Origin of the sequence: Prevotella scopos JCM 17725, assembly GCF_018127785.1 — a bacterium.
GTDB lineage: Bacteria > Bacteroidota > Bacteroidia > Bacteroidales > Bacteroidaceae > Prevotella > Prevotella scopos.
Map to the genome: position 1 here is coordinate 1,343,020 of NZ_CP072389.1, position 20,577 is coordinate 1,363,596.

Sequence of the window (20,577 nt, forward strand, 5' to 3'; positions counted from 1 at the left end):
CGGGTACGTCATCTGAACTGTGTCATTGGCTTCATTTCTTTAGGAGCATGAGGAATGCTGATGGGCAAACCGGAGCAGTCTTTCTCTTGGTAAAATCAGGCTGGGCTCGATGCCCAGCCTGATTTTTAATTTGCTGGTGGTATAAACCATCGCATCTTCTCTTGGTGTTGCAAAGATACGACAGTATTTTTGAACTGCCTAATTTCCGGATGCCTAACTTCATGAACCTATAATAATTGGAAGCGGTCGCCAAACTTTATAGCGAACTGTTGGGCTGTCTGGCCCCAGTTTCGCAATGGCTGAGTCCATTTCTTTTTGATGTTACGATAGGCAAGATATACGAGTTTGAAGAGAGCTTCGTCAGTTGGGAAAACTCCCTTTGTCTTTGTTACCTTACGTATCTGACGATGATAACCTTCTACAATGTTGGTAGTATACATGATACGTCTGATAGGTTCCGTATAGTCAAAATAGTGTGAGAGGTTATCCCACTTGTCACGCCACGACTTGATGACGATAGGATATTGCTTACCCCACTTTTTCTCCAAATTATCGAGTTCTATCTCTGCTTTCTCCTTAGTTTGTGCAGCATAAACCATCTTCAAATCCTTTAGGAACTCCTTCTGATTCTTGCTGGCGACATACTTCACTGAGTTACGGATTTGATGTACAATACATAGCTGTACATCCGTCTTAGGAAATACGCTCTGGATGGCATCTGGGAAGCCCGTAAGGCCATCTACACAAGCTATAAGAATGTCTTTGACACCTCTGTTTTGAAGGTCTGTAAGTACGCTGAGCCAGAAGTTAGCGCCCTCGCTATGAGATACATACATACCCAGAAGATCTTTATGTCCTTCCTTGTCAACACCAATGACATTATATATTGCACGAGATGTTGTAGCACCCGTGTCGTCATGTGCCTTGTAATGGATAGCATCCATCCAAACTATCGGATAGACTTCTTCCAAAGAGCGTGTGCGCCAGGCTTTTATCTCAGGCCAGACCTTGTCCGTAATGTTACTTATTGTCTCTTTGGATATCTTGGTACCATAGTTCTCTTCAAGGAACTTACTTATGTCAGACATGCTCTGACCTGTAGCATAAAGACTGATAATCTTATCGGACAAACCTTCTGCTAATATCGTCTGTCGTTTTTTGATAATCTCAGGGGTAAAACTCCCTTCTCTGTCACGTGGAGTATCTATTTCTACAGGACCATACTCTGTTTGAACCTCCTTGGACATCTTGCCGTTACGGCGATTAATCTTTGTGGATGTCTTAGTGTTATAAAGGTGAGAGTCCATCTCACACTCGAGAGCTGAATTGAGGAAATCTTCCAATACACGATGGAATGCACCATCCTTACCAAACAAAGGAGTACCTTGTTTGAACTGTTCTTTTGCCTGAGACAACATCTCGGCGTACTCGTCTTGTGTCATTTGCTAAATCTAAGTATGCTGATATAACAGCGGTTATATGAGTTTATTGTGTTAGCCGTTGACACAGTTGATATGACATCGTCAACAAAACAAAAAGTATGAATTTAGTCCATTGTGGCCTAATGACTGATTTGGGTTTAATTATTCATCATCTAAAGTTTCTGTAGAGAAAAAGAAAAAGGTTTCCCAAACCCTTCCCTTCGGAACTGCAATCCGACGCGGTATTTGAGAAACCTTTCCTATTTCTGTTGCAAAGATACAACTTATCCAGCTAAAAACAAAAAGGAGTTAGGAAAAATTACCCAACTCCTTTTCTATTTTTATCAAGCAAATAAGCTGTCGGCATTGTTTTTATCACTTCATAACCTTATCATATAATGTTTTATAATCCTTAGCCACACCATAGACCACATTGCCACTGGTGCTAATAGCCTCAAAGTGGCGGGCGGCACATTCAAGTTTAGCATCTTCAGCACCACGGAGTTGCGAGCGTTGCCACTCGTTACCTTTCGTCTCAGCAATGAAGTAGATATGCTTTACCGTACCCTCGTTGAACGCAATCGCCCAGTCTGGGTTATAATGTCCCATTGGCGTATTGATATAGAAACCACGTGGCAGCTTGGTATATACAGCCACGTCCGTCTCCTCTTCTAATGATTCTGCAAAGTGCTTCTCTACGCCCTCACTATCAACCACCACAAGGTCGTACAACGATTTAGTACTTTCTATGGCATTGACACCAATCTTTCCGCGCACGGTGTTCTCGGTAAAGATATCCACAGCGTATGTATTATTGGTACGCTCATAACAGATTTTCTGTACCACTGCCATCGCCTTCTCGTCGTTGATGATGTTACCAACCTTACGGATGAACTCCTCTGGATTCTGCTTAAACTGAAGGAAGGTGGCGTGCTTAATACCTTTCAGGATCGCCACGATAGTCTTACGCATCAGTCCGGTGTCAGCCACCAGCCTACCCACTAAATCGTAAGCCACACCTGAGCCTACCGTCTCACGCACGTGGAAGGTGTCAACCTTCTCTCGTGCCATCGCCATACCAGCCTCCAGTGTTTCCTTATCCGGTATCTCATCCATTCCTCCCGATTCCACGACAAGACGAATCTCTGTCACACTCAGGTTTTTATCTATTGCCGTTACCGCCTTTTGGATAAGCTCCGCACGCTCAAAATCAACCTTATAGTAGGTCTTCACATTGATACGTCTCCACAACTCCTGGAATTGTTTCTTCTTGAAGATTTCTTCTTGGAAGTTGGCCTCCTTCGGTTTGCGTCCATCATCTATCCTGATGGTTTGAGGATTGAAGACGCTGTCTAAGGTCTGAATGATTCCAGCTTTAACAGGCTCGAATTGTTCACCAAAGTTGACTGTGTCAGTCGCTTTTGCCTCGAAATAGGTATCGGTCAGCTTACCATCATCATCAACATAATCGCGCTTGATGAGTTGATGATAGATTTTCCTACCGTCATCAACCGTCATCTTTATCTTTCCTCCCTCGGCTGTCTCATAGACATTATCCACAAAGAGGTTTGCAGTGATCACCACTGGGCGGTCGCTGACCACTTCAGCTATTTCGTGTTGCAGCTGCTTAGAGAAGTTCTCATAACTCTCACTGGCAATCACAGTTAATATATTGGTGTCAAACACCGAATCACCGAGAATGTCAGCGTCTTGGCGTTCGCCATACTTATTCACACAGAGACGCATACCACGTCCCACCTCCTGACGCTTACCAATCTCATTTGCGGTATTCTTCAACGTACAGATCTGAAAGACATTCGGGTTGTCCCATCCTTCACGCAGCGCCGAGTGAGAGAAGATGAAACGTGTAGGCTCGTCAAAGCTCAACAGTCGTTCCTTATCCTTCATTATCAGGTCGTAGGCACTCTCATCGCTACTACCACTCTCGCCACGTTTCACTTTTGAGTCAACAAACTTGCCCTTCTTGTCCTGAGAGAAATAACCATTGTGTACCTGTTCTGCCGTGAAGCGTGACAGATAGCGTGCATAAGCCTCATCGCCAAAGGTAGGCATTAGCTCTTGCACCATACGATGATATTCTTCCTCGAACATTTCGGCAAACTTACCTTTGCCATCATTGTGCTGGTCGTATGTACGATAGTTCTCGACATGGTCGATGAAGAACAAGCTCAACACCTTAATCCCTTTGGAGAACAGCTGGCGTTCACGCTCAAGATGTGTCTTGATGGTTTCGCGTATCTGTATCCTGCGTATAGTGTCTTCCGTAATCTCACCTTGCGAATCTCCCTCATAGAGTGTCACGCCGTTGAGGAGTTTCAGGCTGCCTGCCCGTCCGTCGATACGCTCCACCACGTAATTGTCACGATACTCTGCCATCTGTCCGCTCTGCGCATATAGGTCGAACCCCTCACCTACGAGTCGGGTTATCTGGCGCACATTGCCCGTATTGCCTACGCTTTCGAAGGTGATACGTGCTTGTGGGTTCTTGCCCTTGCTCACCACAACCTCGTCAAGATAGAGGAAGCTATTGGTAGCCGTACTTCCCACCTGGCGTATACCCTTCACCTCAATCTTCTTCACCAACTTCTTGTTATAGGCATCGATGGCATCCAAGCGATACACCATGTTCAACACCTCGCGGTGTGTAGCTGAATAGTGTAACAAGGCAAGCGGATTAAATAGTTTGATACCTCTTCGCGTTGCATTGTTGACATTCGCGCCAAGCACGCTCTGTGGCTCATCGACAATCATGACAGGATGGGTCTGTGCCAAGATGTCTATCGGACGCCGACTACCAAACTCATCACGCTTTGAGAAGATGATGCGGGCATCCTTGTTCGAACCCGCCTTGTCCTCATTGAGTGAGGCGTTGAAAGCCTGCGTGTTGATAATCATAGCGTGCAGGTTGTTGTCACTGGCAAAGCTGTCTATCTTCGTCAGTTGCTTTGAGTTGTAAACGAAGTACTGCATGCGTTTGCCATATTCATTGGCAAAGTGGTCCTGCATCGTCTCAAAGCTCTTATATACGCCCTCACGAATCGCCACACTCGGCACGACAATGATAAACTTGCTCCAGCCGTAGTGTTTGTTCAGTTCGAACATTGTCTTGATATAGGTATAAGTCTTACCCGTACCCGTCTCCATCTCGATGGTAAGGTTTACGCCCTCGCCCTGCAAGTGGTCAACAGGCTTCAGTCCTTGCTCCATCTGAATAGCGCGCACGTTAGCCTTGATATCGCTGCGGGAGAGTTTAAGCGGCGCATTGCCAAAGCCCGCATCGAATAATTGCTTTTGCGTGCCCCAATCCATAATGAAGTTGGCACTGTCATAAAAAGGCTGTCCCCCAAAGGCACGTACCACGTTGCGGGCAGCCTCAGCCTGAAACCCTTGATGTTTATATCTAATCTTCATGCTCACTTTCCTTTTTGTTGATGTTCCCCAAGCGTTTGATCGCATTGAGATAATCATGCTCGGCATCGCTGATGGTGCGTTGCTTGTATTTACGATATTCGGTTGTGGCGTGCTCCATGGCGTCATCGTGCGACACGCTTCCACCATCTTGTAGCAGTTGCTCGCCCGTCATGGTGAGTATTCGGTCCAGATAGTTTGCCCAATCGTTCATGGTCATTGCCTGTTCACGCTCAGCCTGACGCTCAGCGAAGTCCAAGTATCCGGAAACCAACTGCCCCATCGCACGGAGTTCTTTCTCGTTGAGATAGTTCTTAGCCGTGCGTGCTTCCAATAGCGTTGGCTGATTATCCTTGAACGTCAGCAATCCCATAAAATCTTTTTCAGCATCTGCACGTGCTACAATGAGTTCAGCAGCCGTATGTCCATGGATGGCATAATGTATCTTGTTCTGCACCTTTTGAAAGAACTTCTGCGATACAGATGCACGTGGGTCATAGTCGATACTGGTGGCATAGATTTCCAACACCTGCCGATACAACACCTTCTCCGTGGAACGAATGTCACGAATACGCTCCAGCAATTCTTTCCAATAGCCACCACCGCCCAACTGCTTCAGACGGTCGTCGTCGAGCGTAAAGCCTTTCGTGATGTATTCCTTCAATCGGATAGTGGCCCACTGACGGAAACGTGTTGCAATGATGCTGCGCACACGATAGCCAAGGGCTATAATCATATCGAGGTTGTAATAAGGAATCTCACGATTTACCATCCTGCTACCTTCTTGGCGAACCTGTCGGAAAGTCCGACAAGTTGCCACTTCCTGTAATTCGCCTTCCTCATATATGTGTTTGATATGTTCCACCACATTGGTTCTCGACGTCTGATAGAGTGCGCACATCTGTGCCTGTGTAAGCCACAAAGTTTCGTCTTCGAGCTTTACGTCTATCTTCGTCAGTCCGCTGTCGTCAGTATAGATGATGATTTTGTTTTTCTCGTCCATAGTCTAAGCCCTATCCTCTAAACGACCCTGATATTCTGTATCGCCTCCTTCTCGTCCCAGTCAAGTTGTTGCTTGAAGCGTTCAAAGATATTGATTTTCGTCTTGTCCTCATCGAAGCAGCTGTCACGGAAGAGCACACGCAGCGGTTGCTTGGCAGCCATAGCCTGCACCACGTTCTCGCTGATGTTCTCAGCAAAGCAAGCCACGAGTCCGTTGCCATCCACAGCGTAGATCTTGCAGCCGTCAACTTCTTCCGTCGTCATAGGCAGCGAGAGCTGTACGCCCCACGCAAGCATAGCCCCAAAGAGGAGGTCGAGGTCGGTGCGGTCGGCTTTGATATTGTCAACAAAGAGGTCGAGCATCTGCTGGTTGTATTCGTTAGGCTGCATCGTAACGTCCTTATAGTTGCCGCTGTCAATGCGGAAGACACGGAAACCCGTATCTAAGTCTTGAGTGGTCAGCGGAGATTCTTCCTTAATCTTCTTGCCAGCCCTACGGATACGCTCCTTACCAATCTCGCAAATCGTGTCGTAACCCGCCTTGCGTGCCTCGCTACCCTCTGGCGTTTCCTCTGGTAGCTGCACACAAATGTACTTACGCTTACCACCATCCTCTGCATTCAGCTGCATAACAGCGTGGGCGGTAGTGGCTGAACCTGAGAAGAAGTCGAGGATGAGGGAATCGGGGGAGGTTCCTATTCGTAAAGCTTGAAGAAGCAATCGTGTTGGTTTAGGAGAGTCAAAAGGAGGCTGTCCATCAAATAATACTTTTATTTCTTTTCTGGCCTCATCATTGTGCCCACATTCATCGTACGACCAATATGTTATAGGAACAACTCCATCTTGAACTTCTGATAAATATCTTTTTAGTTGGGGAGCACCATCTCCTTTTTGACCAAAGAAGATACGCCCTTCGTCTATCCATAACTTAATCGTTTCCTTGTTCGTCATCCAACTTCTTCCTTTGGGAGGAATATAGGATACCCCTGTATTGGGATTAATAATAGGAAAGTCATATGCAGCTGAATAAGTTCTTACAGATAGATTGTCTGAGCGCCATTTCCCTTTTCCGTCATTACTATCATATTTATATAAATGATTTTGTTTTTCTGTTCTTGGTAGAAGATTGCGCTTAAACTCTTCTTCCTTGCGATATATTATGATGTAGTCTAATACATTCGAGAAAGTCTTAGCATCATTTGCAGATGCATAATTTCTATGCCAACTAACTTCCGCCACAAAGTTCTTTTCCCCAAACACCTCATCGCAAATCTTGCGCAGGTTATGCACCTCGTTATCATCAATCGAAATAAATATCACGCCATCCTCTTTCAGCAGGGAGTGTGCCACGAGCAGGCGGCTATACATCATTGAGCACCAATCAGAGTGGAAACGGCCGTTGGAGTCAAGGTTGCGGCGGTAGCGATAGCCTTCTTCATCTATGTTGCCCGCAGCGAGGTCTTCTTCTTCGGCAGAGTGTGCGAAGTCGTCATGATAGACAAAGTCGTTGCCCGTATTGTAAGGTGGGTCAATATAAATCATCTTCACCTTTCCCATATAGCCACGCTGCAGGAGTTTCAGCACACGCAGGTTGTCGCCCTCGATATAGAGGTTCTCGGTGGTGTCCCAATCTACAGAGTCAGCAGGGACAGGGCGCAGGGTGTCGTCGATAGGTTCTGCCGCCTCATAGCGTGCCGCCCGTTTGCCCGGCCACGTAAACTGATACATCTCCTCGTCCTCATCCACAGCATCGCCGCCAAGGAGCTGGCGCAGTGTCTCAAAATTGACCACGCGCTTTATCTCTCCCGTCTCTTTGTCCTTCTCTTCGGTGAAGCACGAAGGTGCTATCTGGTAGAGAGCCTCTAAATTAATTTTCGTGCCATCTACCGATGTTGTTTCCAGTCTGATTGGTTTCATTCTATATTGTTTTTTGTTTCCTCTAATGTTTATATTCTTTTGTTGCTATGTACTCCTTGACTTTTTACTCCTTGACTTTTCTATTTTGATAAAGTTTCGATTCACTTCGCTACAGAGAGTATCAGGATTTCATCATTATTAAGCGAATTTTTCGTCTCAAAATTAGTTCGCTCTCCCATAGAGAGTAGCATGGTTATATCTTTTGTTTCCATATTCAATAGCCTTCTTCGGTATCTGCTTGCTCAGCAATGTGCTGTTAGGTAGTGCGTACATAGGTCTTACTCTTCGCCAATAAAACTTATTGTTTGTGAGTCCTTGAAAGTAGCAGAATTGCCCATTTCTATTTGCACACCATATTCCATGCATATTGATTCAAGTTCTTCAGTCGAAAACGCTGTGGCACCCATAGGATTAAGTAATGGACAGCTTATCAAGCCAAAAATATTCCTATTGTCTATAGGACACCCTCTCTTTGAAAGTTGAGAAATAGTATCGGTAATCTGTTTGAGCGCACTTTCTTTATAATTTTGCCATGAACTTGCATTCTCACTATACTTCGTTTCAACCAATAAAAAAGCATCACCATTATTGTCTGAAGTGGGGAATAATAGTGCATCACATTGCCCAATACTTTGTTCAGGTCTCCAAGCATTTTTTCTTAATCCCAGAGAAGTTATTCCCATTGGTGCATCAGAATGGATGCTAACTGAATATAGGGATATATTTATACCATCAGGCTGGTTTTCTAATGTATAAACACAACAGCCTCCAGCCTTTTCAGGTTTAAGCTCAGCATGTTTTTTAAAATAATCACCATCCCAATCTATTATCATCCAGTTAGAAGATAATGGATGCTCTTTCCAATTACTTGGTCGTATTTGTTTTAGAGAGGCTTTCATTTGGAAGTAATCTTAATAATTGGAACATATCTTCGTGATTCTTCTGGAACTCACTATTAAAGAAGTCTTTTGTCAACAAACCAGTGCTTGGATGCTGTAAGGCTTTAATTTCCCCATCTTTAAGTAACCAAAGTCCCACCTCCGTAGGATTAATCTTGGTTGTACCTGAAAGTTTCTCAGCAGCATCGGGATTCTTCTGCTCAACTAATCCTGCCAGCATACAGTTGTTGAGTGCATACAAGATATAAGGACTATGAGTTGTGAGGGTGAGAGTATGCTGACGCTCACTATCATTGGTCAGGTAAGAAACAAGGCGTTGTAGCAATCCTCTTTGTGTAGAGGGATACAGATTCTGCTCGGGCTCCTCCACAACCAGATGACTACAGCTGTAGTCTACTTGATAACCGATTAACTGCCATAAAGCATCTAAACCTTTATCAGCTATATTTTTCTTATCGTCTTTCATTGCAGAAAATAATATATCTATAACAGACTCTAAGCCTGGGATCTCCTTCTTAATACGACTAATCTCTGCAGGACTAATAATCCGTCGCTTCTTGTAAGTAGACACCATAACCTCTTCAGCTACCAGCAAAAGAGGCAACAGAGACTGTTGTCCACTTGATCCAGACTGAAGGTTTACCTCGTTGTCTGCAACTTGTATAATATCCTGCTCATCATTCTCCTTGTATCGATACGTGAATGATAAGTCTGGTAATTCTACTTTAAATCTATTTTCTTCCTGATATGAAGTTTTTGCAGCATACCATTCATTGAGAAAATTTATAGTACTATTATATGACTCCGTATACTTATGAATATTCTGAATGCTTGCTACAAAGTTTCGTTCTGCTGGAATATACTCTATCTTAGAATTGTGATAAATTTCTTTATTCTTATTTTTCTTATAAGATGTTTTGGGAAGTATATTTCCCTTCTTATACTTCATTTGAATAGTAGTCCATGAACTTTCATAGATGATTTCAGCTTTAGGATTACTAAAGTAATTCTTGTCCATATTATGGAAATCCAAAAGTCCATTGTAGAAGTCATATTCTTTTCCCATTATGAGAAAGTTCTTTTCTGCCCACAATGCTTGAGAGATTATCTTAGCAATTGTACTTTTACCAGTAGATTGTGGTCCCATAAACACATTTATGCGCTTAATGTCAAGGCTAACTTCCTTTAAAGGACCAACATATTTGATTGTTATTTTTGCCATAATACTATTAATTTTATCTTATTATCTTACAACGAAAAAGCAAATCAGTTCAAAGTCGTCCAACCCCTTAATCTCTTTAGAGAACAAATCGCCTCGACGCCCCTTCGAGGAAGCTGAGTACATCGCCGCCAAGGAGCTGGCGCAGAGTCTCAAAATTGACCATGCGCTTTATCTCTCCCGTCTTTTCGTCCTTCTCTTCGGTGAAGCACGAAGGTGCTATCTGGTAGAGAGCCTCTAAATTAATTTTCGTGCCATCTACCGATGTTGTTTCCAGTCTGATTGGTTTCATTCTATATTGTTTTTTATTTCCTCTAATGTTTATTTTCTTTTGTTGCTATGTACTCCTTGACTTTTTTACTCCTTGACTTTTTTACTCCTTGACTTTTTACTCCTTGACTTTTTACTCCTTGACTTTTTACTCCTTGACTTTTACTCCTTGACTTTTTACTCCTTGACTTTTTACTCCTTGACTTTTTACTCCTTGACTTTTTTACTCCTTGACTTTTTTACTCCTTGACTTTTCGTTCGTAAATTCCTACCCTGTCCTACACGGCAATGGTGTTAACCCTTCGCACATGTGGTGCATACCATCCGCACCATCCGTGCTAAGCACCCGCACCATTAGTGCTAAGCACCCGCACCAAACCAATGGAATATCAATACAAAAGCCATACGATGCGTTATAGTGCCATTTTGTCCTTCAACGCTTTTAGTTCTCTGTTCATTTCCAACTGTCGACTGAACTGCTTTTCGCTTTTTATTTTCTTTTGCAGGGCGGCATATTGCCGTTTCAGCAGTTCTTGCTGTTGCCGTTGTTCGGCAGCTTTCGCATATTCAGCTTCCGTTCGGGTATTTAAGTGGGACAGTTTGCCTAAGAAGTCGCCATAGAGCATATCCATGTCGTGCCCTGTAATCGTAAGCGGCGTGGCAGACAGTTCAACATTCGTCCATGCTTCCATCTTCCCATTCTGTGCGATGTGTCCCTGAGCGTTGATTGTTTTGGGGAACATCATCAGGTCCGTACTTCCGTCACGGTCTATGATATAGAGCGTATGTCGGGGTAAGAGCATATCGAGTTCGCCGAGCAGTTTTTCGTCAATCTTCGTTGTTCTCATCTTACAGTAGAACACGTCTATCTCGTGTACCTGCTGGCCATCGGCAATATTGAGCGTTGAGGGATGCAGCTTATAGAGCCACAGAATGTGCTCAAAAGCCTCAGTCAGGAATGTGCGCAAGGCAGTCGTTCGTTGCGCCTTAGCCCGTTTATAGAAGGCGTTCTTTGGCACATTCTTCGCAACGATTGTCGACGTTGGAAAGTTGAGCGGATTATCTGTATTCATTGTTGCTCGCTTATTTTATCACAAGGAAGGCAATCAGTTCGAAGTCGTCAAGCCCCTTCACCTTGTTCTCTAAGGCTGTGGTATCTCCTTCAGAGAACAGGCTGTCGATATCCGACTCGTCCTTCACGGTGATGATACTCTCCACTGCCTTTTGCAGGAGATGGCTGTAGGTATCCATTCGGTATCCGTCTTTTGTCTCCTTATTGAATTGTTGGCAAAGTTTGAGGTCGGGCGCATCCTTTCCCTTGCATGCCAGGCGCATCGTATCGAGCAATCGCTTGGGTGAGAGGTGATTGCAGCGCACTTCCCCTTCATCAGAGAGATAAACCATATAGAACGGATGCAACTGATTGGTACGATCTATATTGACCCCATTGTTACGATTCTTCAAGATAAATATTACCCCCGCTGGCACGAGTTCCGTAGCAGCAACGACCGCACTCATGCCAAAAGGCGTTAGGTCCATATTAGGATGTTCCTTCGTATAGGCTATCAAGTCGAGGCGGAACTCGTTGAGCCCTAAGTCCATAATAGAGACACCGCTGTTCATCTCTTCCAAGTCAACGACCTCCTCTTGCAGGCGTTTCAGCTGATTACGTCGGTATTCGAGGTCACCTTTCTCCTCATTTGAGAGTAGGTTGTCATCGCCTGTGGAAGTCATAACCGACACTTTCATACGGTTTTCCACGCGCGCTTTAAGATTGATATAATCATCGAGCGTCATGTCTGGCCAGTAGTTCACCAACTGGATGTGTGTGTTCTTTGAGCCGATACGGTCGATACGTCCGAAACGCTGAATAATACGCACTGGGTTCCAATGAATATCATAGTTGATGAGATAGTCACAGTCCTGCAGGTTTTGTCCTTCAGAGATACAGTCGGTAGCAATCAGCACGTCAATGCCCTCATGGATATCAGGATAGAGGGTTTCTTTGTCTTTCGAGCGTGGAGAGAAGAGGGTGAGTGCCTGATTGAATGACAATCCTTTGCTGCCCTTTAGTTTCAACGTACTGCGCGCATCTACCGAACCCGTAATCAGCACGGTGTTCAATCCGTGTTTTGTCTTGATATCCTCTGCAAGCGTATCATAGATGTATTCCGCCGTATCAGAGAAAGCCGTAAAGATAATCACCTTCTTATTGCCTTCGTTGATAGGGTTAGCCCATTTATTGCGCAGGTCTGCCATCAACTGGAGCAACTTTGCATCGTGTTCTGGTGTGATGTCCTTCAGCATTAAGGTGAGCAGACTGAGCGTCTCTAAGTCGGCTTCAAGATAGCGTTGCCACGACAGATAGTCCATATCGGTCAGGCTGATAGTGGTCTTACCGCCACCAATAAAAAGTTCGCTACCAGCGTCATCGAGGTCGAAACTGTCAGAAGACGGGTAGTCATCAACAACGACAGTCTCCCCTCTTTTTACTGCTTCAATCTTGTCTAGTGTATCCCTAATAACCTCTTGAATGCGTCCCAAGGTAAGGCGGAAGGAGTGTACGGAACTTTCCAAGCGTTTCAGAAGGTTGAAGGTCATCAGTCGTCGTAAGCCTCGCTCACGCCCCGACATGGTAAGTCCGCTTGCCATACCCTCATCATTGACCATTTGATAATTCTCTAACTTACTCTTCAAGATAAAGTCAGACGGCGTATAGATTGCGAGGTTCAGGTGGTTGATTTGCTCAAAGATTTCATTATAGGATATGGCACCCTCGAGATCAGTAAGGTGAGGCCGTTGCGACTTCACGGGCAACCGTTTTGGGAATGAGCCAATATCGGTGGTATCGTAATACTGCTGGATATGCCGACGCGAGCGGGCTATGGTCACACTGTCGAGCACTTCAAAGAAGTCGAAGCTCAACTCAGACAGCAGGCGTTCGGTGGTGCGCTCCTCCTCTGGCAGCTTTGCCCATCGGTTATAAACCGACTGTGCTTGCCGGAAGATATCATCAACGGAGGCACTGGTGTTAAGAAGTTTATCAAAACGCTCGGTCTCACCCTCGTAAGCTAACTGCAACTGGTTTTTGAGGTCGTTGAAACGATTGTTTACAGGGGTGGCAGAGAGCATCAGCACCTTGGTCTTCACACCTTTCCGGATGACCTCATTCAATAGTCGGAGATAACGATTCTCCCGTGGGTTCTCGTCGTCGTCGTCAGTTGTCACCTTACCCCCATTACGGAAGTTATGACTCTCGTCTATCACCACAAGGTCGTAATTGCTCCAATTGATCTTTTCTAAATCTATCCCGTTGCTGTCACCATTCCTGCGTCCTAAGTCGGTATGGAAAAGTACATCATAACGCAGACGATCGCCAGCCAACGGGTTGTTCACATAATTACTTCTGTATGTCGCCCAGTTGTCGTACAGCTTCTTAGGACAGAGTACCAGCACTGACTTATTGCGATTCTCATAATACTTTATCACGCTCAATGCCGTGAAGGTCTTGCCCAATCCGACACTATCCGCCAAGATACATCCATTATATCTCTCCAACTTATTGATGATGGCGAGCGCAGCATCTTTTTGGAAGTTGTAGAGTTTCTTCCAGATTAACGTGTCCTTAAAGCCCGTTGCCTCGTTGGGCAGTACGTCCTCTGACAAATCTTCCAGAAACTCACGGAAAATATTATAGAGCGTAATCAGGTAGATAAACTCTGGTGCATTCTCTTTATAGACATTTGAGATACTTTCAATGACCTCATTAGTTACATCTTGCAAACGTTCCTTATCCTGCCAAAGTTGTTCAAAAAGCTGAGTATAACTTTGACTAAATGGAGCTTCGGACTTTTGAATCATCGTATAGGCATTATCCCCTCGCTCTACGCCCAATTCAACAGTAGTAAATCCTGTGAGTGGCATGTAAGCACAATTGTCCACTACACCAAAGCCCATCATATTCTCTTTTGTGCAGTTAGACTTGAATCGTACCTTCTTTCTAATCCATTCGGCACACTCACGGGCAATGGCCTTCTGGGTTAATTCGTTACGAAGAAGTATCTCAAACTCACTTCCCGTTAGGCTACGCTCTCTGTTAAGGCGAGGAATATAAAACTCTCGCTGTTCTTTATTTGCCTTATCAGTTATGAAGGTCGGAGAGGTAAAAATAAAACGTAATTCCTCGATGCCCTCGAGTTCTTTTCGGAGCTCCTGATAGGCATAAATAGAGAAACAGGAAGCCGCAATAGACATGTGGCTGCCTGTCGTAAGCTCAGAACGTAGATCCTCTGCAAAAGTCTTTTGTATATTATCAATCAGCTCCATAATAATTATTTTCTTGAAACCTATAACTCCTCGATGTCAACATCAAATATTAGTCTTGTTTCAATTAGGTTTTGAGTGAAGGCTGCACCTTATCAGTTCTACATCTTGATATCGTTTTCTCAGCTTTCCCGAGTCTGAGCGAAAACCACTTTTTTGTCTTGTGATTCTCTACCCTGCACGTTTTTTAATACTTGTATTAATGCTATATGATGATTCTCAAAATGAAAACAGCCATTATACCTGCAAAGGTAGCGTTTTTAATGGAGATAACGGAAGAACACATCGTTTTTTGTGTGGACATTTCAAGTTGACAAGTGGACAAGTTAGACGGGTGAACAAGTTGCTTGTTGAGAGGGTAATTTAAGACAGAGTAACAAAAGAACGGCTTTAATTCATAATTCATATTTCACAATTCATAATTATGATATGCTCAGTTTGCTATGTTTTTTCCGACAAACAACGGGTCTATAACGCATTGTATGGATTGTGTGTTGATATTCCACATGTTTGGTGGATGCTTGGCGGACAAGACTATGAAACGGAGCAACAGAAAGTCAATCAGATAGTTTCCACACTATACATATAATGTATTTTTTATTTCCTAATCAACGCGTATTTACGCAAAAAAAAACGAATAGAATCTTGATGTTGTGAGAAAATAACCATGTCTTTGTAGGCGCAAATACATTGATACTCCAGCAAAATACTATTTTGAAGACTTAGGATTACGCAATGTTCGATTGAATTTCCGTCAGACAGAACACACACACTTGATGGAGAATCTTATATACAATGAGTTGCGAATGCGTGGCTATTCTGTGGATGTAGGACAGGTTATCCAAAATACGAAGAACGAAAAAGGAATAAGTGAACGCAAGCAACTTGAAGTGGATTTCGTATGCAATAGGGGGCAGGACAGAATCTATATCCAGTCAGCTTACGCTTTGCTATTTGAAGAAAAAACGGAACAAGAACTAAGATCGCTAAAACAGATTAAAGATAGTTTTCTAAAAGTTGTCATCGTAGGAGGTATGCAGCCCACTTTCCGCAATGATGATGGTATACTCATTCTGAACATTTTTGATTTCCTGCTGAATAGAGGTGGACAGAATCTGTGACCCTCAAAAGAGGGCTTCGATATTGTCATTGGGAATCCACCGTATATTGAAGCGATGCCCAAACCAAGCACGAATACCCGCAATCGCAAGCCCGTGCGAAAATGATTGTACCTACCGATACTATCAAGCCCACAGGATACACATCCCCTCCTCGGGCATACAGACGATGGACAGGCAAGTTGCATGTTGACTGAGTGACATAAGAACGAGTTTATGTCTCGTACAATTTCATGGTCTGCTCTAAAGAGATTAGTTCACCAGGTTGCATCTTCGTGCGATAGATTTGCACACGTGAAGCACCGAGGGCGTGATAGTCGCCTAAGCGTAGTCTAAGAACTGGAACGCCATCCTTAACATCAATACTCATGCGGTTAACGTCATAATAGCCATCAATGCAACCACCAACCATCGGCAAGAGATACGTGATACCTAAGAGGTTGATATTGGGGACACGCTCCATTATATAGGTCTTACCCGCATGGTTTTCAAAGACTTTATAGTTGCTATCCCCTTTACGAACCAGACAGGTGAGCACATTCTTCTCTGTAACGTTAGCTGGTAACAGGCGTAATATTGCATCATCCGTCTTTGGCAACACCTGTTGTGGGTCATGCCCCAAAGGACATGGCTCTACAAAGAAATACGCTTCCAGTTGTTCAAGCAACAACTTGTTTTCCTGCTGACACTTCTCATCATTGTCAAGTGCCAGAGAGTAGATATCATCATATTGTTGGAAAGGCATATAAACCTTACCTAATAGTTGCTGGAAATGCGTTTCGAGGTATTCCTTATCATCGACACCTGGCTTAGCACGCATAGCATAGAAGGCATACTTCTCGGTCAAAGCCGCTTGTATCTTCTCTCTGAAGAGTTCACGCACCTTCTCCTTCCATTGTGCCTTTTGAAACTTATTCTCCCGCGCATAAAGCGAAACAACGTATAAGAAGTTTACATCATAGTGATAAACCAACAGCGTGTCACGATCAAAAAGTCTATTCGTAAAATGACGAGAGAGGAAGGTGTTTTCCTTACGGTCCGATGCCGAAATATTATCTGCATACGACAGCTTTTCGTCCATCTTGGCACTGATAAAGAAGTTCGGGACAACATTATATCCTTCTGTTCGGTCGTCCCTGTATTTCGGATGAGTTTTCTGTAATTCTTTATTCTCCTTACTTTCATCTAAAAAGAGGTTCAGATTCCACTGTATCACGTTACGGGCATAAGTGAACTGCTTATAGACCGACTCTGCAGAAACCTGATTACCAATCTTATAATACTTACTGTCGCCGATATAATAAATCGGCTTATCTTCCTCGTTGTTCGTAAGATTGCGGTAACTGTAAATATGGTCTACCCGCTTACCATCGTCTTGCTCCTTCAGTCCTCGTGGCGGTTCCTTATCGCCTATCAGCTCGTCGATGATAGCTTCAAAGACAATATTGAAGTTCTTTACCAACAGGTATTCTCGCTGTTCTGCCACAATATGAATCTGATGTGCCTTATCAAAGAAGGCATAGCACAACTCCCACAGACGCAGCTGTATGTCAGAGAAGTAACGATACTTTATCTGTTGCAAACGACGCTTACCATAACCCTTCAAATAATGTTCAAACTTTCGTCCTTTTATCAATTCAAAGCCCAACGAGATATCAACTGGGAAACCGTATGTCTCACTGATATGATTGAGGATTGAGAAGTAGATAATAATCAACTCCTCATCGGTATTTATCTGTCGCTTCTTATTCACTGGATTGAGATAGACTGGTCTGCCGTCTTGCACCCATGCCGCAGAACGTGAGATGGTGCGTGTCCAGTTTATCTTATTATAGCCTGAATGGAGGTTGCGAAGTATGGTCGTGAAGAAACTATGTTGCTCCTTGTTAAACCGTAAGAGTGAAAGCAAGATGTCAAGGAAGGTGTTACTCAACATTCGTTTGCCCTTCCCCATCTCAGCTATCTGCCGACGATAAACAATGTCATTCTTAGGATTACTCTTATTGAACACCTCAATAGCACGATATATCCATACAGCAAACTCATAGATAAAGCTACGCTCTTCTGACAATAGTTCCGTGCAGTTGTCAAGGTCGATGATGTCATGCGGATCTAATCGAGAGAATACTTTGTTCTCCTCATTGACCAATACCTTAGGAAGAATAAAGACACAATCTCTTAGCTGTGGGTGATAATAGTAGCCTACATAACCCACACTTATCTCGCCCTCCACATTCTCCAGCGGACTCAGCTCGTGCAACACATCACGCACCGCACTGGCTCGATAGCAATATCCTTCTATGATGACTCTCACGCCTCGTTGTCCTCTGCTGTTATTTCCTCTGCTGTTACGTCCGCAGCATCAACCGTCTTTAGCTTCAAATTGGTTAAGAATCGTGCGATAAGAGGCTCATTAACATCCTTTCCACCTTCGGTTTCATAGAACATCGGGTACTTCATCTCCTTACCTTCTTCCGTCTGGAACTCGTCATCGCTGAAGCCATAATCCTTAAACACATCGTTCCAAAGATAGAACAATACCTTACCCACAAAGGTCTTTGCTGTAATCGTGTGCCCATCGGCTGGCTTAACAAAGAAATAGCCAAGTTTCTTGTCTTCGCTGTCGGTGATACTGCCTATCTTCTCATTCACTGTATTCAAGAACTCCCACCAGTCCCATTCCTGTCCATCAGCTGCAATAACCCAGCCTTTTGCTTCATTACGAATAGGTACATACTCCCACTCCCAACGACGCTTAAACGCACTATCGATAGGGAACAAACTCTGGTCGCTGGTGTTCATCGTGGCAAGGATATAGAGGTTTGATGGTAAACAAAGCTCACCATTCTTGATACCTTCACTCTCACTTCCCAACGCTGTTTCTAAGTATGTTCTTATATCTGTGTCTGCCTTAATACTATAATCCGACTTCCCATCATCACCTCTATCCAAGAGTTGGAACAAGTCGCCAAATATCTGAGCACAATTACCTCTGTTTATCTCCTCAATAATAAGATAAACATTCTCATCTGTTTGATAAGCACGCACATAGGCATTTAGAAAGGCTTGCGGAATAAAATTATAAGCAATGCGCTTTTCTTCAACCTGCGTTCCCGTACTACTTTCATAACGTGGTACAACCTCCATCGTTGGCTTATACGCACCTACAAAAGTAGAGTAATCACTGTCAGGATGAAAGGTTGTGCGGAAAATATTATCTTTTGACACATTATTCCTTTCCAAAGCCCTCTTTATACTGCATGATTTACCTGTGCCAGGTGCACCATAGAAGATTTGCTGGAGAGGGAGATTTGATAATGTTTGTGTTGTTTCTAAGACATCTAAATTGTTTTCATTGTCATTGTCATCGTAATACGCTTCTGTCGTATTAACAACAGTTATATCAAAAATATTATCATTTGATTTCTTAATATGAATAGATGAATACCCTCCTGCAAGATAATTCCTTATAGTAAACTTGGTTCTTTGTAATTTCCCTTCTATATCAAAATAAGAATACTCTTCCAAAAGACCATTAAAATAAAAACGGTTGTCTATTTCTCCATTCTTTTTAGGAACATCCTTACGTGCATTCCACTTTTGGATCTTAAAATTTACTGGATTGCCAGCTTCCATGAAGAAACCATCCAACATATTCAATTGTTCTCGAATAAAACGCGCAGAATAATAAACTACTTTATGTACCGCAGAATTATCATACTTTCGTGGAAGAATAGATGCTATAAATAGAATTGCTTGTGATAGATTTTCTTTGCTAAATCTAACAGTAACTTGTTCACCAACATCCTTAAACATTTCATAATGTTCGTTATCCAAAAACAAATCAGTATTTTTAGCATCACCTGCATGCGTATTCCGATAGCTTGCATTTGTATCATTTATGTGCTTTACAATTTCGTTCATAGTTAACCTAACTTAATAGCTGATTGTATATCATTAAAACAATTCTCTGGAAGTATTCCTAATTTTAAGGATTGTAACATAGCCTTTTGCACATTTACCTCATTCATAAAATTAGTAATATTAGAATTCATTGTTGATATGTAAGGATTACATTGATAGCATTTCTTTAGCCAAATATCATTTTCTTCCTTCATCCCATAAACTCTAAAAACACAATAATCTACATCTTTCTTGCTGGCAAAGGATATCTCTTGATTACTAAAATAAATGTACTGATTAAAGTCGTAAAGTGTTGACTTTACATCTACGTAATTCTTATTATCAATAATAAAGTCATAAGGAGCACCAGACTCCATAGACTTATTAAGCCAATCAAATGATTGAATATTATTAGCCTGTTTTTGCTTTTCAAGATACTCTGCAATGAGTTCCTCTCCACGTTTACCAACACTACGAAACATTGCTTCAGCTCGCTCAATGTCGACTTTCTTGAATAACTTACTTTTATCTCCAATCTGGCTTGCTACTTCTATACCCTTTTGAACAGATATACTAACATTATTAATCTTTTGGGTCAATATCTCAATAGCTTTATCGTAATATGAGTCTTCCTCCCCATAAACACGATTCTCGTAAGGTAAAACTTCTCTAATAACATTGTAATCCTCAGAATCACTTCTAATAAGCCAGAAAGTAAGTTCTTCACTTTCCAGTCCAGACCAGATTAAATACCACTTTGATTTAGGACTTACCTTTGCAAATTCGCGAATCTTAGCAACAATAGAGTTATTGGAATCAGAACCAATTTTTATTTTAGGACTTCTAAATGACCCATCTGGATTCTGAATTCTATCAAAACTACAATCTAAGACCTCACAATAGTCATTATATATGAGTATACCTGATTTTACAACATCAGAATTTTGAAGGAATGTAAAAACACCTTCATAAAGACCTATATGGGTCTGATGGCTTGTTGAAAGTCCTAAATCAGCCTCAGTTAGTTTCTTAAATCCAAGTCTCTTTTCTTTATTGAACTTAAAGAATATAAACAT

At 43.0% G+C, this 20,577-nt stretch carries 14 protein-coding genes; 2 read left to right on the forward strand and 12 right to left on the reverse strand.

What is annotated here, in order from left to right; all coding sequences use genetic code 11:
• Window positions 1–227: 227 nt before the first annotated feature.
• From J4856_RS05160 to J4856_RS05200, 9 genes are all read right to left on the reverse strand, one after another.
• Entirely contained in the window at window positions 228–1,418 is a 1,191-nt protein-coding gene (locus J4856_RS05160; protein ID WP_428842427.1) for an IS256 family transposase, read from the reverse strand.
• Between the two features lie 378 nt (window positions 1,419–1,796).
• Window positions 1,797–4,853 (reverse strand): type III restriction-modification system endonuclease, encoded by a 3,057-nt coding sequence (locus J4856_RS05165; protein ID WP_025839394.1) that lies wholly within the window; start codon window positions 4,851–4,853, stop codon window positions 1,797–1,799.
• Entirely contained in the window at window positions 4,843–5,853 is a 1,011-nt protein-coding gene (locus tag J4856_RS05170; protein ID WP_025839392.1) for a virulence RhuM family protein, read from the reverse strand. The genes J4856_RS05165 and J4856_RS05170 overlap by 11 nt, the downstream gene beginning before the upstream one ends.
• A 17-nt stretch (window positions 5,854–5,870) precedes the next feature.
• Entirely contained in the window at window positions 5,871–7,769 is a 1,899-nt protein-coding gene (locus J4856_RS05175) for a site-specific DNA-methyltransferase (RefSeq protein ID WP_025839391.1), read from the reverse strand.
• 278 nt (window positions 7,770–8,047) lie between these two features.
• Window positions 8,048–8,668: a hypothetical protein gene (locus J4856_RS05180; protein ID WP_065367953.1), complete on the reverse strand. Its 621-nt coding sequence runs from the start codon at window positions 8,666–8,668 to the stop codon at window positions 8,048–8,050.
• Complete coding sequence (locus J4856_RS05185; protein ID WP_025839388.1) at window positions 8,634–9,890, reverse strand: ATP-binding protein; 1,257 nt, start codon at window positions 9,888–9,890, stop codon at window positions 8,634–8,636. Before J4856_RS05185 ends, J4856_RS05180 begins: the two co-directional genes overlap by 35 nt.
• A 76-nt stretch (window positions 9,891–9,966) precedes the next feature.
• Window positions 9,967–10,179: a hypothetical protein gene (locus J4856_RS05190; protein WP_025839387.1), complete on the reverse strand. Its 213-nt coding sequence runs from the start codon at window positions 10,177–10,179 to the stop codon at window positions 9,967–9,969.
• A 391-nt stretch (window positions 10,180–10,570) separates the two neighbouring features.
• Complete coding sequence (locus tag J4856_RS05195; protein ID WP_025839386.1) at window positions 10,571–11,230, reverse strand: DUF4391 domain-containing protein; 660 nt, start codon at window positions 11,228–11,230, stop codon at window positions 10,571–10,573.
• Between the two features lie 10 nt (window positions 11,231–11,240).
• Window positions 11,241–14,483 (reverse strand): helicase-related protein, encoded by a 3,243-nt coding sequence (locus tag J4856_RS05200; protein ID WP_025839384.1) that lies wholly within the window; start codon window positions 14,481–14,483, stop codon window positions 11,241–11,243.
• Between the two features lie 773 nt (window positions 14,484–15,256).
• Here J4856_RS05200 and J4856_RS05205 point away from each other — a divergent pair.
• Window positions 15,257–15,601, forward strand: coding sequence for an ATP-binding protein (locus J4856_RS05205; protein WP_025839382.1), 345 nt, complete (start codon window positions 15,257–15,259; stop codon window positions 15,599–15,601).
• Between the two features lie 27 nt (window positions 15,602–15,628).
• On the forward strand, window positions 15,629–15,706 hold the full coding sequence (locus J4856_RS13455) for a hypothetical protein (protein WP_428842428.1): 78 nt from the start codon (window positions 15,629–15,631) through the stop codon (window positions 15,704–15,706).
• A 106-nt stretch (window positions 15,707–15,812) separates the two neighbouring features.
• On the opposite strand, the gene J4856_RS05215 is transcribed toward J4856_RS13455, so the two are convergent.
• From J4856_RS05215 to J4856_RS05225, 3 genes are read right to left on the reverse strand one after another with little or no spacing between them, the layout of a single operon-like run.
• Entirely contained in the window at window positions 15,813–17,912 is a 2,100-nt protein-coding gene (locus tag J4856_RS05215; protein ID WP_025839380.1) for an LlaJI family restriction endonuclease, read from the reverse strand.
• Window positions 17,909–19,522, reverse strand: a complete 1,614-nt coding sequence (locus tag J4856_RS05220) for an McrB family protein (protein WP_025839378.1) — start codon at window positions 19,520–19,522, stop codon at window positions 17,909–17,911. Before J4856_RS05220 ends, J4856_RS05215 begins: the two co-directional genes overlap by 4 nt.
• Window positions 19,523–19,524: 2 nt before the next feature.
• The gene (locus J4856_RS05225) at window positions 19,525–20,577 is read right to left on the reverse strand and encodes a protein NO VEIN domain-containing protein (protein ID WP_065367954.1); all 1,053 of its coding nucleotides are present in this window, start codon (window positions 20,575–20,577) and stop codon (window positions 19,525–19,527) included.